We start from the raw sequence: 13,387 nt of genomic DNA on the forward strand, positions 1-13,387 counted from the left end.
CCGACAAAGGTGTCCGCCGAGAAGGCGCGGCTGAGGTCAGGCGAGTGGGGCCAGGGCTTTGGCGAGGGGTTCGACGGCTGCGGGTGGGGAGTCGAGGGGGAGGTTCATGACGACCAGGTCGACGCCTGCTTCGCCGTACGCCGCTGCCTCGGTTACTGCCTTGTCGAGGGGCTCGTCCGGGTCGATACGGACGTTGACCGAGCAGGTGATCTCGGCGGGGTCGCGGCCCAGGTCGGCGCAGTGGGCGACGAGGATCTCTTTCAGCGGGGTCCATTCGGAGGGATTCGCGACGATGACGTTCCAGTGCTGGGCCCAGCGGGCTACAGCGCGGAGGGTGCGTTTGGGGCCCTTGCCGCCGATGGTGATCGGTGGGTGCGGGGTCTGGACGGCTTTCGGCTCGCAGTACGCGTCGGTGAGTTTGATGTACTCGCCGTCGAAGTTCGCGACCTTCTCCGTCAGCAGCGCGATCATCGCCTGGACGCCCTCGTCGAAACGGTCGAAGCGTTCCTTCAGCGGCGGCAGGTCGATCCCGTACGCGTCGCACTCCATCTGGTTCCAGCCGGCGCCGATGCCGAGTTCGAGCCGGCCGCCGGAGATGATGTCGGTGGTCGCGGCCATGTTCGCGAGTACGGCGGGGTGCCGGTAGATCATCCCGGTGACCTGGCAGCCGACCCGGATCCGCTGCGTCGCCTGAGCCAGTGCGGCGAGCGTCGTCCAGGCTTCGAGGTTGGGGCCGGCCATGTCGCCGGTGAGCGGGTAGAAGTGGTCCCAGTGCCAGGCCGACTCGAAGATCTCGAAGTCGTCGGCCGCGATCCACACGTCGCGCAGTTGCTGCCATGTCGTGTGCTCGGGCCTGGTCTTGATCGCAAACCGCATCGCAGTTCCTCCAAGGTAAAGGCTTACCGCCGCCTCGCACATTACCTCGGTACGACGGAGGTGTGGACGGCGTGCGACGGCGATAATCGGTGCGATGAGCACAGCGGGGCGGGTCGAGCGGCTCGATGCCGCGCGGATGGCGGTTGGCGTCGAGCGTGCGACCGGGGTGCGGGTGGTTGTGGAAGGTCTGTGTTCCGGCGGCGAGGTCGGGGCTGCGTTCGTGCGCTGGGAGGACGGGCGGCGCGGAGTGCTGAAATGGCGGCCCGGTACGACGGTCGCCGAGCTGCGGGCGGGTCCGTTGGCGGTCGTGGACGTACTCCGGTCCGTTGGGTATCCGGCTCCGGCGACCGAGCTGGCCGCTCAGGTCGGCGATGCCGTCGTGACCATCCAGGAGGTCTTACCTGGCACCACGGTGGATCGGCTGGACGAAGCCACGCTCGATCAGGCGCTCGCGCTCAATGAACTGCAGGCGGGAGTTCTCGCCGAGCAGCCGGACATCCCGATCGTGAGTCTCCATCTCATCGAGGACGGCCCGGGATTCTGCCTGCACGGGCCGCTTCGCAGACACAGCCGGCGTACGGCGAAGCTCGAGAGCTGGATCGCCGAGGTAGGCGCCGCGCACCCGAAAGAGCTCGCGGGTGACGACGCGATGCATCTCGATTTCCATCCGGGCAACCTGCTCGCGGCCGACGGCAAGCTCACCGGCGTCATCGACTGGGACGGGGCGGCCCGCGGCGACCGCCGACTCGACCTGGTGACGTTGCGTTTCGGCGCGCAGATCGGCTCGACGGCAGCAGCGCGGCTCGACGAGTTGCTCGACAGCTTTCCCGAAGACGTACTCCGGCCGCTCTGGGCGCACATGAGCTTGCGCATGGTCGACTGGGCGATCCGCCATTTCACACCGGCCGAGGTCGACCACTGGGTCACGTTCGCAGAAAGACGGACGGACTGAATCAGCAGGCAGTGACCGGTCAGCCTCCGCACAGAGGATGGGCTTGCGAGATGGCGGCGAAGAGCGTGAACAGTTCGAACAGGATGCCGGCGACGGCTGTGATCGCGAGCGTCATCACGAGCGGCTCCGGGTTGTGGCGGAACCAGCGGATCAGCAGCACGAGTGCGAGAACGCCCACGGCCAGCCCGATACCGCAGTACAGGTAGCCGGACAGCGGTAGTGCCAAGGTGCCGTCGCAGGTGCGCTGACGATGCCGGGCCACCGCGCGTTGGACGTTGCTCGACTTCAGCGCGAGCACGATGCCGACCGCGAGGATGCCGAAGACGACTCCCTGCCGCCTCCGGGCGTCCATCGCCATGCAGCGGTCAGTCGAGCCCGAGTCGAGCCCGTACTTCGGGTCTGCGCAACGGCGGCACGGTCTGTGGCGGCACCCGGCGCTCGGGCATCTCGGCGAGCAGTTCCTGGGTGATCCGGGCGACCTCGGCGGCGGCGCGCTCGATCGGGCCGCGCGTGGTCGCGCTCAGCGAGCCGACGCCGGTCACCTTGCGCACGTACTGCAGTGCGGCCGCGTAGACCTCGTCGGAGGTCGCCGCCGGCTCAAGTCCACGGAGAACGGTGATGTTTCTGCACATGCTCCGACAGTACGTCCCGACGGGGACAATCTACGAGCTATTGACAATCCTAATGCCATTAGGTTTTCCTCAAGCCATGTCAACAGCGCAGGAGCTCGACCGCCGCGGCCGCCGTCGTCAGCAGACGATCGACGAGATTCTCGACGTGGCGGTGGAGTTGATGCAGACCGAGGGCGTCGCCGCACTGAGCCTGTCCGCGGTCGCCCGCAAGGTCGGCATGCAGCCTCCCTCGCTCTACCAGTACTTCGCCTCCAAGATGGCGATCTACGACGCGCTCTTCCAGCGCGGCGCCGAGCAGGTTCGCGACGCGCAGCGCTCCGCTCGGGCGGCGGCCGGCACGACGGACCAGCTCGAGCTCGGCATGATCGGCGTCGCCGCGTTCGGCAAGTGGTGCATGGAGAACCAGGTGCTCAGCCAGTTGCTCTTCTGGCGCACCGTGCCCGGCTTCGAGCCGTCACCGGAAGCGTTCGCGCCTTCTCTGGACATGCTGAACGACCTGCGGCACTACCTGCAGGGAGCAGTGGACGCCGGCCAGCTCGACAGCGGCGCGGTGAGTGACGACGGGATCGCCTTGTTCACCTCGATGACGGCCGGCCTGTTGTCCCAACAGCTGGCGAACGAGCCCGACACGACGTACGAGGAAGGCCGGTTCACCCGGCTGATGCCCGTCGTCCTCGACATGTTCTACCAGCGGTACAAGCCAACCAGGGGGAAGAAATGACCACCACCGTCCTGCACGCCAGGGAAATTCACCGGGCAGACCGAGCGACCGCCCGCAAACATCGCGACGCCGAGATCGAGGCCTGGCGCGACCTGATGGAATCGCTCGACGAGGCCGACTGGCACCGCCGTACGGTCTGTACCGCGTGGGATGTCGCCGATGTCGTCGGGCACCTGTGCGGGCAGGCGGAGGACGTCAACCGGCCGTGGCTGTTCCCGCTCCGGGACCGCCGGGCCAAGCGGGCCTACCCGGACGTCGTGCTGCTCGACGCGCACATGATGGTCCAGGCGGACGAACACCGCGGTACGCCGCCGGCCGAGTTACGCGAACGGTTCGCCAGGTTGTGGGGCAAGGCGACGCGGACGATCAGCCGCAATCCCGGACTGATCCGGCGCATGCCGGTGAAGGTGGAAGGCGTGCCAGGGTTCGAGAAACTCCACCTCGGCTACATCCAGGACATCCTGCTCGCTCGCGACCTGTGGATGCATCGCGACGACGTCTGCCAGGCCCTCGGACGGTCGTTCGACGCAGGCCCCTACGCCGAGGAGCTGGTCGCTCAGGTCGTCCTCGACGTTCAGGACGGGCCGTTCTGGCAGGGCGTCCCGGTGGAGCTCGTGCTCACCGGGCAGGGCGGCGGCACCTACCGGCTGGGCGACGGGACCCCGATCGCCACCGTCCGGACCGACGCGGTCGGCTACATGCGCACCCTGTCGGGTCGCGACGACCACCCGATCGTCGAACTGCTCGACGGCGATGAGACCGGCGCGAACGCAGTCGCCTCCTGCCGGATGCCCTTCTAGCGTTCGCGATGCGTACGTAGTACGGGGAAATGGAGCAGCCCCTCGACCGGGAGATCGAAGGGCTGCTGCAGAGCGGAGGTCAGTACGACGGTTGCGAGGGGTCGATCTGGTCGACCCACGCGACCACGCCACCGCCTACGTGGACGGCGTCGGAGAAGCCGGCACCCTTGGCGATCGCCAGGACCTCGGCGGAGCGGACGCCGGACTTGCAGTGGAAGACCAACTGCTTGTCCTGCGGCAGCTTCTCCAGCGCCACACCGGTCTGGAAGTCGGCCTTCGGGATCAGCACCGAGCCGGGGATCCGGTTGATCTCGTACTCGTTCGGCTCGCGGACGTCGATCAGCACGAAGTCCTTCTCGCCGTTGTCCTTGAGCTTGATCCACTCGCTCAGCTGCTTCACCGAGATGGTCGAGCCGACGGCCGCGTCGGCCGCCTCCTCGGTCAGCGCGCCGCAGAAGCTCTCGTAGTCGATCAGCTCGGTGACGGTCGGGTTCTCACCGCAGATCGCGCAGTTCGGGTCCTTGCGGACCTTCAGCGCACGCCAGTTCAGGTCGAGCGCCTCGTAGATGTTCAGCCGGCCGAGCGACGGGTCACCGATGCCGGTGAGCAGCTTGATCGCCTCGGTCACCTGGGCCGCGCCGACCGACGCGCACAGTACGCCGAGCACGCCACCCTCGGCGCAGGACGGGACCATGCCGGGCGGCGGCGGCTCGGGGTACAGGCAGCGGTAGCAGGGGCCGTGCTCGGCCCAGAACACGCTGACCTGGCCGTCGAAGCGGAAGATCGAACCCCACACGTACGGCTTGCCGAGCAGCACCGCGGCGTCGTTCACCAGGTACCGGGTGGCGAAGTTGTCGGTGCCGTCGACGATCAGGTCGTACTGCTCGAAGATCTCGAACACATTGTCGTTGTCGAGGCGCACCTCGTGCAGCACGACATTGGTGTTCGGGTTGGTCTCCAGGATCGACTCACGCGCCGACTGGGCCTTGGACTTCCCGACGTCGGACTGGCCGTGGATGATCTGGCGCTGCAGGTTCGACTCGTCGACGGTGTCGAACTCGACGATGCCGAGCGTGCCGACACCAGCCGCGGCCAGGTACAGCAGCGCGGGGCTGCCCAGACCGCCGGCGCCGATCACCAGCACCTTGGCGTTCTTGAGCCGCTTCTGACCGGCCATCCCGACCTCGGGGATGATCAGGTGCCGCGAATACCGGCGGACCTCGTCGATCGTCAGCTCGGCGGCCGGCTCGACCAGCGGTGGCAGTGACACGGGTACTCCTCGTCAGCGGGAAACGTCGCGGTACGGCTTTCAACCAGCCGCACCTCCCCCATGTTCCCGCACCACTCCAGCCGACCAGCCGTAGGTCCGCATCCCGGGACACACATCTCGTACTGCGAACAGTCTGGCGGGGCCCGGCGGTCGGGTGCGGGTTGAGGAAGGCGAGGGGCCAGCAGCGACGCCCGGAGCGCGTGGCGCCCGCAGGCGCTCGGAGCGGGTGGCGCCCGCAGGCGCCCAGAGCGGGTGGCGCCCGCAGGCGCCCAGAGCGGGTGGCGCCCGCAGGCGCCCGGAGCGAGGTGCTCCGGGCGCCTGCGCGCTCCTACCGTCAGTCGTCGTCGGTGATGGTGCCGGTGAGGGTGATGGGGAGTTTGATGGTCGCGCCGCTGGACTCGGTGAGGGTGACCGTGAAGGTCTCGGTCGGCTCCTTGAGTTTGTCGTCGAGGAGTTTGACCTCGATCTCACCGGTGGTCTGGCCCGGTTCGACGTAGCCGTCGATGTAGTCGTTCGGCTGCGGCTCGCTGCCGTCGTCGTTCGGGTTGCGGAAGTCCTTGCCGAGGACCGCCGTACCGCTCTTCATCGTGCCCGCGACGTAGACGAAGTTGTCGCTCGCCGCCGACAGCTTGATCGGGAACTTGATCGAGCCGGCGTTCTCCGCCGCCGTCGCCGGGCCGATCGTCATCGTCGGGGTCGGGTCGTCGTCGACCACCGTGCCGTACCCGAACGATGCCGCCAGCAACGCCTGCTTCGGCGCCGACAGCACCAGGCTGAACACCGCGTCGGCGCTGTCCCGGGTGTTTCCGGTGATCGCCACGGCCACCTTCTTGCGGGTCTGGCCCGGCTTGAAGACCAGGTGCTGAGCCACCGGGCTGACCGAGCTGCCGAGGTCGCCGTTCGTCTCGGCGTACACGCTGACCGGCACGATGCTCGGGCGCGACATCGTCACCCAGAAGTCGACGTTGCGGGTACCGCTGTCGCCTTCGGGGAGCTTGCCGATACTCGACGCCGACAACTGCGGCAGCCGCGACGGCGCCGACCAGCCGAGATCCGGCTTGGAGAACGCCAGATCGCTGACGAACACCGATCCGGAGGCGACCCGGTCGGTCCGCAACTCGACCACCCGGACGTCGCGCAGGTCGATCCCCTTCAGCAGGCTGACCGGGACCCGTACGGTCCGGAGCAGGTTCTTCGGCAGGCCGCTGTCGTTCGAGCCGGGCATCCGCACCAGCGCGTCACCAAGGCTGGAGGCCGGGATCGAGACCGCCTTACCCTTGCCGTCGACGACCCGGATGCTCAGGTCGGTCCTCGGCGCGCCGGCCGGATCGGGTGCCGCGCGGAACGAGAGCGCGGCGTACCGGCGTACGTCGCGCTGGGCCGCCGTCAGGTTGACCCGGACGACGCCGTTCTTCCCCGTCCAGGTCAGCTTGGTGACCGCGGTCGTCGGCGTCTTGGACGCGAGATACGCCTCGACCCAGTGCGGCGACTGCGAGCTGTCATCGTTCTTCACGCACTTGGGTGTCGCAACGGCAGCCCGACCCGCCGGCGCGTCCACGCCTGCGCACACGGTCGCCTTGGCGCTTCCGATGACCGCCCCATAAGGCAGTGGCTGGTCGAAGTGGTTGAGATCCCGCCGACTTCCCGCCGGTGCCTGCGAGACAACCCGTACGACGGAGTTGCCGGCCGACGCGGCCCGGCTGTTCGAGCCGTCGAGCAACCCGAAGAACTGCTTCTCGTGACCCAGCTGAAGGCGGAAGAAACCGGCCACGTACGCCGTACCGACGGCCTGCTGCTGTTTCGGGGTCAACCGGCCCGCGTACTTCGCGCCACACGGTGACGTCTTGTCGTTGTCGTCGCCGTACCAGTCGTCGTTCGAGGGCGCCTCGGACTGGCCCGGGGTCCACTCGGTGTTGAAGAAGTTGTGGTTCGCGCCGAGCACCGTCACGGTCGAGCGCGGCGCAGTGTCGCCGGCAACGGAGTACCGGGTGTCGTCGTAGAACTTCTGGCCCTGCAGGTCGGAGACGTCGCCGTCGCAGTACGGCAGGATGACACTCATCGCGACGCCGGGCACAGTGGCGCGGGCGAAGTCGGTCGGCGCCAGCGGCAGGACCGCGCGGACGCCGTACTTGCCGCCGCGATCCGCATTGAGCACGGCTGCGCGAGCGACGCCTTCGCCGCCTCGGGAGTGGCCCATCAGGCCGACGTTGTTCAGGTCGACCTTGCCGACGAACTTCGACCCGAACGGGCCGCCGCCGACGGTGGACCACTTCTTCCACAGGTCCAGGTGGTCGAGGATCAGCTCGGCACGCGCCTGCGCACCGGTGTCGACGACATCGCTGTCCCAGCCGTTGATGGCGTTCGCGCTGATCGAGACGACCTGGTAGCCGTTGCTCGCCAGCGCCTTGGCGGGACCGTCGTACCCCTTGTAGCTCGGGATCGGCTTCTCGCCCTTGGCACACGGCCACGGCTTCTCGGACGGCTCGGTCGCATCGCCGTAACAGACCTGGTGCCGTCCGTGCAGGAAGATCACCAGCGGACGAGCACCAGCCGCACCCTTTGGCGAGTAGACCTTGCCCCGTACTTCGGACTTGTGCCCCAGGCCGGGCAGGTAGACCGCCTCGTCACCCAGGTTGTACTCCGCGGTCTCGACCGCATATTTGCCGAGCGCACCGGGATCGGCCGCCAGCAGCGGACCCTTCGGCGCCTTCAGCCAGTCGGCGTCGGTCGGTCCCGCCGCGGCCCGGCTGCGCTTGTTGTTCTGCGCATCAGTGGTCCCGTCGGTGGACCACACCAACCGGACGTCCTTCGCCTTCAGCAGCGCCCGATCGGAACTCACCACGGTGGCGGTTCGCTGATCCGCGGACTGCTGGGCGACCCCCACCGCCTTTCCGTCGACGGCGATCAGCGGCAACGCGTCGCGCAACGGCGCCGGCGCGTCCAGCTTCAGTGTGATTTTGTAGCCCCCGGCAACTGGCGTGACTGTCCAGTTCTTGCCATCGGCAACGGGCGGTGGTGTTGCGGCCTGAGCCTGGGCGGCGGGTCCGAGCAGCGCGCCGCCGAGCAGCGCTACCGCAAGCCCCAGTCTTCCGAATACCCGCACAACGATCCTTTCGTCAGCAGACAGATCACTGCGACTGACTCCCGGAACACGCGGCGGGTTGTCGAATCCGGTGAACTCGACGCGAAGATCATCCCCCGGGATGATTTCGGCCTCACAGTTGGCTACCTCAGGAGGTAGCGGCTCCCCCACCGACACGTCCTGGTGTGTCAGTCCTCGCCGACGATGGTGCCCTGAACATCATTGCTCTTCCGTCCGGATTGGATCGCAGCTTCGTTGCAACCTCAGGCGATCAACTGGCGGAACGCCTTTTCGACGAGTTCTGGATGCTCCATCTGGGCGACGTGACCGGACTGCGGCAGATAGAGCAGCCGGGCATTGGGGAACGCGCGCTGGGCCTTGGTCCGGATCCGGGCGTCGACGAGGCGATCCTTACCGCCGTAGATCAGCTGCACCGGGCAGTCGATCCGGGCCGCATCCGCCCACAACGAACGGCGCGGCGGCGCGAGGTACGACAGCAGGATGCTGCGAGCCCCGTCGAGGGTCGCCTGCGAACCCCACGGCTGATCGTCGCGGCGGCGCAACTCGTCCTCATAGACCCGCAGTACTTCGGGCGGCAGCGCGCGCGGGTCGCCGAAGACCATCGACAGCCCGACCTCGAGCCGCTTGTCGAACGGCATCCGCTTACTGCGATCCAGAACCGCCTTGCCCAGCCGGGGAGTCGCCAGCGCGGCGAACCAGACCGCGACGGCCGAGGCGCGAGGATGTGGCAGCGCCGGCGAGATGAGGGTCAACGACGCGATCTGCTCCGGGCGCGAGGCCGCCAGAGCCACCGCCGCCGCGCCGCCCATCGAGTTCCCGAACAAGTGGACGGGCTGGTCGAACTCGGCGTCCATCAATTGACCGAGCAGGTCCGCCTGCTGCCGGATCCCGCCGATGCCCGCCAGCGGTGGCGTCCGGCCGAAGCCCGGCAGGTCCGGCGCGATGCCGCGGACCGTGTCGTTCAGCAACAGCCCGAGTGCGGTCCAGTTCAGCGACGACCCGCCGAGCCCGTGCACGAACAAGGCCGGCGGCAGGTCCTTCGCCGCGTCCGGCACCTCCCTGACCAGCAGGTCGACACCCGCGACCGGCACCGTGCGCGCCGGCCATTCCTGCGCCCCCAACGACACCGAAGTGCCGGTTACCGCCCCGTAACTTTCCACAAAGCCATGGTAAGACTCCTCGAGACTGGACACTGGGAGACATGGCAGCCGGACAGACGCAACTGACCACCGAGGTCGACGGGCAGACGATGAAGCTCACCAACCTCGGCAAGGTGCTCTATCCCCAGACGGGTTTCACCAAGGCCGAGGTGATCGACTACTACCTCCAAGTGGCGCCGCTGCTGCTGCCACACCTGTCGGACCGGCCGCTGACCCGCAAGCGCTGGCCGGACGGAACCGGCGCGGCGTACTTCTTCGAGAAGAACGCACCACGCGGTACGCCGGACTGGGTCCACACCGTGACGCTGCCGACCCCGGGGAGCTCCACCGGCCGCGACGAAGCCGAGTTCGTGGTCGCCAACGACGTACCGACCATCGTCTGGCTCGCGAATCTGGCCGCGCTCGAACTGCACGTGCCGCAGTGGCGCATCGCGCTGTCCGACGACGGCAAGACGCCGACAGCCGACCTCATCGTGTTCGACCTCGACCCGGGTCCCGGCGCGACCATCGTGGACTGCTGCGACGTCGCGCTGGCGCTGCGCGAACTACTGAACCACTTCGGCCTCGAAGGCTGGCCCAAAACGTCCGGAAACAAGGGGATGCACCTCTACGTACCGATCGAGCCGGCGACGTCACGCAGTACCAGCGCGTTCGCCAAACAACTCGCCGAGCAGTTGGCCGAGGCGTTGCCGGAGAACGTGACCGCGACGATGACGAAGGCGCTCCGGCCCGGCAAGGTGTTCATCGACTGGAGCCAGAACGCGGGCGCCAAGACCACGCTGGCGCCGTACTCGCTGCGCGGCGCCGAGGAGCCGCGCGTGTCGACCCCGATCGACTGGGACGAAGTGGCCGCGGCGACCACCGTCGAGGAACTCACGTTCCTGCCGCACGACGTACTGGCCCGGATCGAGGAGTACGGCGACGTGCTCGAAGGCCTGTACGACGATCCGCAGCCGCTACCGTCTTAACCCGCGCGACTTGGGTACCGGTCCACAACCGACACGAGAGGAGAGCTCCAATGGTCAGCGATCCCGACGTACCGGACAGTGTCGTCGAGGTGCCTGCCGAGGCGCCCGAGGCCGATGTCCTCGAGCAATACCAGCCGTCAGCTGGTCTGGAAGAAGTCATCGACACCCACCCCGACCTGCCGGACGAGGCCGACCCGGCCGATGTCGACGAGCAGCGCCGAACCGTCGGTGAAGCGGACGACGACGACTACCGCTAGGTAGGATTCCCTTCAACTACCGGGGGCCGCGCCGGCTGCCGGACCGCAAGACCGAAGGAGCCGACGTGTCGACGACACCGGAGACCGCGCCCAAGCGCGGCAGCCGCCTGCCGCGGCTGGCCCGCCGCGCGCAACTGCTCGAGGCGGCCCAGGAGGTCTTCGTCGCGAACGGCTACCACGCCGCCGCGATGGACGACATCGCCGATCGCGCCGGCGTCTCGAAGCCAGTCCTGTACCAGCACTTCCCCGGCAAACTGGACCTCTACCTCGCGCTGCTGGACAGTTCGTGCGAGGCCATCGTCGCCTCCGTCCGGCAGGCGCTGCGGTCCACCGAGGACAACAAGGAGCGGGTCGGCGCGACGATCCACGCCTTCTACGAGTACGTGGCGAATGCCCAGGGCGCGTTCCGGCTGGTGTTCGAGTCAGACCTGACCAACGAGCCCGCCGTGCGCGAGCGGGTGGACCGCGTGACGCACGCGTGCGCCGAGGCCTGTTCCGAGGTGATCAGCGCCGACGCCGGGCTGAACAAGGAACAGTCGATGGTGCTCGCCGTCAGCCTGGTCGGGATGGCCCAGGTCAGCGCCCGCTACTGGCTGGCCGCCGACAACCCCACCCTCGCCCAGGAACAAGCCGCCGACCTGGTGGCCAGCCTCGCCTGGCGAGGCATCCGAGGCTTCCCCCGCACCGAATCCTGACCCCCTGTACTACGAGCCCCTACTTTCCGGGCCTGATGGTTCTGCTCTGGGCGGACTGGTGAGAGACGGGGACCGGTAGCGGATAGGCTCGAATCGGGTACCGGCGATCCCCGCCGGTCGGAACGCGCCCGGGAGGGTTTCGTGGAGGTCAAGATCGGCGTTCAGCACGCCAATCGCGAATTGGTGCTGGAAAGCGAACTGAGCCCGGCCGAGGTCGAGCAGGTCGTGGCGGACGCGTTCAGCGGAAAGAGCAACTTGCTGTCCCTGACCGACGAGAAGGGCCGCAAGCTACTGGTACCGGCCGACCGGCTGGCCTATGTCGAGATCGGTGAGGTCTCCAGCCGCAAGGTCGGCTTCGGCGCCATCTGAGCGCCCGCACCACGCAGTACCGGCAGTAACGAGTGCAAGCCGGTCCCGTCCCAGAGCCGGCCGTCACGGCCGGCTTCGGGGCCGGGTTGGCAACGGTTGCGGCACCGCCTGCGTGTCCCGGTTGCGGAGTGCGACGAACCGAGGACTATGAGGATTAAGACCTGCGGGTCCGGTGGCCTGTTTAGCCCTGGGGCACCTGGATGACTGCAGGTCAGTTATCCCTCTAGGAGGAACCGTGTACTGGGTCTGGATGCTCATCGTGAGCCTCATCGCCGGCATCATCTTCGGGCCGTTGGCCCGGCTGATACTCCCCGGCAAGCAGAACATCAGCCTCGGCTGGACGATCCTCGGTGGCGGCATCGGTGCCTTCATCGGCGGTCTGATCGCCAAGGCTCTCGGCGTCAAGGACACCAGCGGACCGGACTGGACTCAGTACCTGATCCAGATCATCTGCGCCGTGATCGTCGTCGCCATCGTCGCCGGCTACCAGAGCCGGTCCAGATCAACCGTCTGACCAACACCTCCAGCGGCCGCCACCCCACCCCGGGGCAGGCGGCCGCTGTGTTTTCCGCGGTACGCCGCCCACGCAGTCTCCTGCGTCGCCTGCTCCCCGCCCCCAGCTACGGCGCTCCTCCGTCGCACCTCCGCTGCCTCGCCCACAGGTGGAACGTCTTCGCTTGCAGCGGTGATAGCACCAGGCGAATCCGCACAATAGTGGCGATATCCGCACTATTGTGCGCAACCTCGGTCTGCATTCGCCTCGCTGTCGACTGGGTGATTTTGGCCGCGACGAGCTCTGACAAAGGCAGCGCAGGCGTGACGGAGGAACGCCGTAGCTGGGGAGTGGGGAGCAGGCGACGTAGGAGCCTGCGTGGGTGGGGTCAGGCTTGGAGGCCTAGGGCTGTCATTCGGGCGGTGTGGGCCTCGGTGAGGCGGGTGAACATGCGGCCGATGGCGGCGAGGTCGAGGCCGGGGCGGTCCACGCTGCCGGCCAGGAGGGCGGCGAGGGGGTCTCGGTCGGCGGCGATTCGCTGGGCCTGGCTGAGGGCTTCGCCGACCAGGCGGCGGCCCCAGAGGGCGAGTCGGCCGCCGACCTTCGGGTCTTCCTCGATCGCGGCCCGGACGCGGTCGACCACGAACTCGGCCTGGCCGGAGTCGGCGAACACCTCGAGTACGAGGGCGCGGGTCTCCGCGTCGACGTACGCCGCGACCTCGCGGTAGAAGTCGTTCGCCAGGCCGTCGCCGACGTAGGCCTTCACCAGGCCCTCGAGCCAGTCGGACGGCGCGGTGTGGTCGTGGAACGCGTCCAGTGGGGTGACGAACGGCTGCATCGCGTCCATCGGATCGACTCCGAGCGCGACCAGCCGGTCCCGGAGTTGGACGAAGTGGCCGAACTCGGTGGTCGCCAGCTGGGCGAGCTGGGCCTTGTCGTCGAGTGTCGGAGCGAGCTTCGCATCTTCGGCGATCCGCTCGAACGCGGTCAGTTCGCCGTACGCGAGCACACCCAGCAGATCCACCGCCGCGGCCCGGTAGGCGGGATCGTCGAAGGCCGTCAGTTCGGTCATGACCCGCACCATATCGGTC

15 protein-coding genes are annotated in these 13,387 nt (G+C 68.0%); 8 read left to right on the forward strand and 7 right to left on the reverse strand.

Annotated features, from left to right (window positions below; genetic code table 11):
* Positions 1–36: 36 nt before the first annotated feature.
* A complete protein-coding gene (locus DIZ26_RS21000; RefSeq protein ID WP_112244022.1) occupies positions 37–876 on the reverse strand; it encodes a TIGR03560 family F420-dependent LLM class oxidoreductase in 840 nt (279 codons plus the stop codon).
* 94 nt (positions 877–970) lie between these two features.
* Here DIZ26_RS21000 and DIZ26_RS21005 point away from each other — a divergent pair, with 94 nt between their 5' ends.
* Positions 971–1,828 carry a phosphotransferase gene (locus DIZ26_RS21005; protein ID WP_112244023.1) on the forward strand — a complete coding sequence of 286 codons (858 nt, stop codon included), beginning with the start codon at positions 971–973 and terminating at the stop codon, positions 1,826–1,828.
* A gap of 19 nt (positions 1,829–1,847) precedes the next feature.
* Here DIZ26_RS21005 and DIZ26_RS21010 read toward each other — a convergent pair whose 3' ends face one another.
* Positions 1,848–2,186, reverse strand: a complete 339-nt coding sequence (locus tag DIZ26_RS21010) for a hypothetical protein (protein ID WP_112244025.1) — start codon at positions 2,184–2,186, stop codon at positions 1,848–1,850.
* Positions 2,187–2,193: 7 nt separating this feature from the next.
* Positions 2,194–2,460, reverse strand: a complete 267-nt coding sequence (locus tag DIZ26_RS21015) for a DUF2277 domain-containing protein (protein WP_112244027.1) — start codon at positions 2,458–2,460, stop codon at positions 2,194–2,196.
* A gap of 76 nt (positions 2,461–2,536) precedes the next feature.
* Between DIZ26_RS21015 and DIZ26_RS21020 the strand changes: the two genes are divergently transcribed.
* Positions 2,537–3,181, forward strand: coding sequence for a TetR/AcrR family transcriptional regulator (locus DIZ26_RS21020; protein WP_157979771.1), 645 nt, complete (start codon positions 2,537–2,539; stop codon positions 3,179–3,181).
* Positions 3,178–3,981: a maleylpyruvate isomerase family mycothiol-dependent enzyme gene (locus tag DIZ26_RS21025; protein ID WP_112244031.1), complete on the forward strand. Its 804-nt coding sequence runs from the start codon at positions 3,178–3,180 to the stop codon at positions 3,979–3,981. Before DIZ26_RS21020 ends, DIZ26_RS21025 begins: the two co-directional genes overlap by 4 nt.
* A 79-nt stretch (positions 3,982–4,060) precedes the next feature.
* Here the strand turns inward: DIZ26_RS21025 and moeZ are convergent, their stop codons facing one another.
* From moeZ to DIZ26_RS21040, 3 genes are all read right to left on the reverse strand, one after another.
* Positions 4,061–5,251 carry an adenylyltransferase/sulfurtransferase MoeZ gene (gene moeZ, locus DIZ26_RS21030; protein ID WP_112244033.1) on the reverse strand — a complete coding sequence of 397 codons (1,191 nt, stop codon included), beginning with the start codon at positions 5,249–5,251 and terminating at the stop codon, positions 4,061–4,063.
* Between the two features lie 334 nt (positions 5,252–5,585).
* A complete protein-coding gene (locus DIZ26_RS21035; protein WP_112244035.1) occupies positions 5,586–8,354 on the reverse strand; it encodes a Calx-beta domain-containing protein in 2,769 nt (922 codons plus the stop codon).
* Between the two features lie 242 nt (positions 8,355–8,596).
* Positions 8,597–9,514, reverse strand: a complete 918-nt coding sequence (locus tag DIZ26_RS21040; protein WP_112244037.1) for an alpha/beta fold hydrolase — start codon at positions 9,512–9,514, stop codon at positions 8,597–8,599.
* 41 nt (positions 9,515–9,555) lie between these two features.
* Here DIZ26_RS21040 and ligD point away from each other — a divergent pair, with 41 nt between their 5' ends.
* From ligD to DIZ26_RS21070, 5 genes are all read left to right on the forward strand, one after another.
* Positions 9,556–10,482 carry a non-homologous end-joining DNA ligase gene (ligD, locus tag DIZ26_RS21045; RefSeq protein WP_112244039.1) on the forward strand — a complete coding sequence of 309 codons (927 nt, stop codon included), beginning with the start codon at positions 9,556–9,558 and terminating at the stop codon, positions 10,480–10,482.
* A 50-nt stretch (positions 10,483–10,532) separates the two neighbouring features.
* A complete protein-coding gene (locus DIZ26_RS21050) occupies positions 10,533–10,739 on the forward strand; it encodes a hypothetical protein (RefSeq protein ID WP_112244041.1) in 207 nt (68 codons plus the stop codon).
* Positions 10,740–10,804: 65 nt separating this feature from the next.
* A complete protein-coding gene (locus DIZ26_RS21055; protein ID WP_112244043.1) occupies positions 10,805–11,434 on the forward strand; it encodes a TetR/AcrR family transcriptional regulator in 630 nt (209 codons plus the stop codon).
* Between the two features lie 141 nt (positions 11,435–11,575).
* Positions 11,576–11,803: a DUF3107 domain-containing protein gene (locus tag DIZ26_RS21060; RefSeq protein ID WP_112244045.1), complete on the forward strand. Its 228-nt coding sequence runs from the start codon at positions 11,576–11,578 to the stop codon at positions 11,801–11,803.
* Between the two features lie 235 nt (positions 11,804–12,038).
* Positions 12,039–12,317 carry a GlsB/YeaQ/YmgE family stress response membrane protein gene (locus DIZ26_RS21070; RefSeq protein ID WP_112244049.1) on the forward strand — a complete coding sequence of 93 codons (279 nt, stop codon included), beginning with the start codon at positions 12,039–12,041 and terminating at the stop codon, positions 12,315–12,317.
* Between the two features lie 367 nt (positions 12,318–12,684).
* Here DIZ26_RS21070 and DIZ26_RS21075 read toward each other — a convergent pair whose 3' ends face one another.
* Positions 12,685–13,368 (reverse strand): ferritin-like fold-containing protein, encoded by a 684-nt coding sequence (locus DIZ26_RS21075; RefSeq protein ID WP_232828493.1) that lies wholly within the window; start codon positions 13,366–13,368, stop codon positions 12,685–12,687.
* Between the last annotated feature and the right edge of the window lie 19 nt (positions 13,369–13,387).

It is taken from the genome of Kribbella monticola, from assembly GCF_003261635.1.
Classification (GTDB): domain Bacteria; phylum Actinomycetota; class Actinomycetes; order Propionibacteriales; family Kribbellaceae; genus Kribbella; species Kribbella monticola.

Bases quoted from the DNA above. Each gene is read 5' to 3' on its own strand.
- DIZ26_RS21000 (WP_112244022.1), bottom strand. From the start codon at position 876: ATGCGGTTTGCGATCAAGACCAGGCCCGAGCACACGACATGGCAGCAA.
- ligD (WP_112244039.1), top strand. From the start codon at position 9,556: ATGGCAGCCGGACAGACGCAACTGACCACCGAGGTCGACGGGCAGACG.
- DIZ26_RS21025 (WP_112244031.1), top strand. From the start codon at position 3,178: ATGACCACCACCGTCCTGCACGCCAGGGAAATTCACCGGGCAGACCGA.
- DIZ26_RS21050 (WP_112244041.1), top strand. From the start codon at position 10,533: ATGGTCAGCGATCCCGACGTACCGGACAGTGTCGTCGAGGTGCCTGCC.
- DIZ26_RS21010 (WP_112244025.1), bottom strand. From the start codon at position 2,186: ATGGCGATGGACGCCCGGAGGCGGCAGGGAGTCGTCTTCGGCATCCTC.
- DIZ26_RS21075 (WP_232828493.1), bottom strand. From the start codon at position 13,368: ATGACCGAACTGACGGCCTTCGACGATCCCGCCTACCGGGCCGCGGCG.
- DIZ26_RS21015 (WP_112244027.1), bottom strand. From the start codon at position 2,460: ATGTGCAGAAACATCACCGTTCTCCGTGGACTTGAGCCGGCGGCGACC.
- DIZ26_RS21005 (WP_112244023.1), top strand. From the start codon at position 971: ATGAGCACAGCGGGGCGGGTCGAGCGGCTCGATGCCGCGCGGATGGCG.
- DIZ26_RS21020 (WP_157979771.1), top strand. From the start codon at position 2,537: ATGTCAACAGCGCAGGAGCTCGACCGCCGCGGCCGCCGTCGTCAGCAG.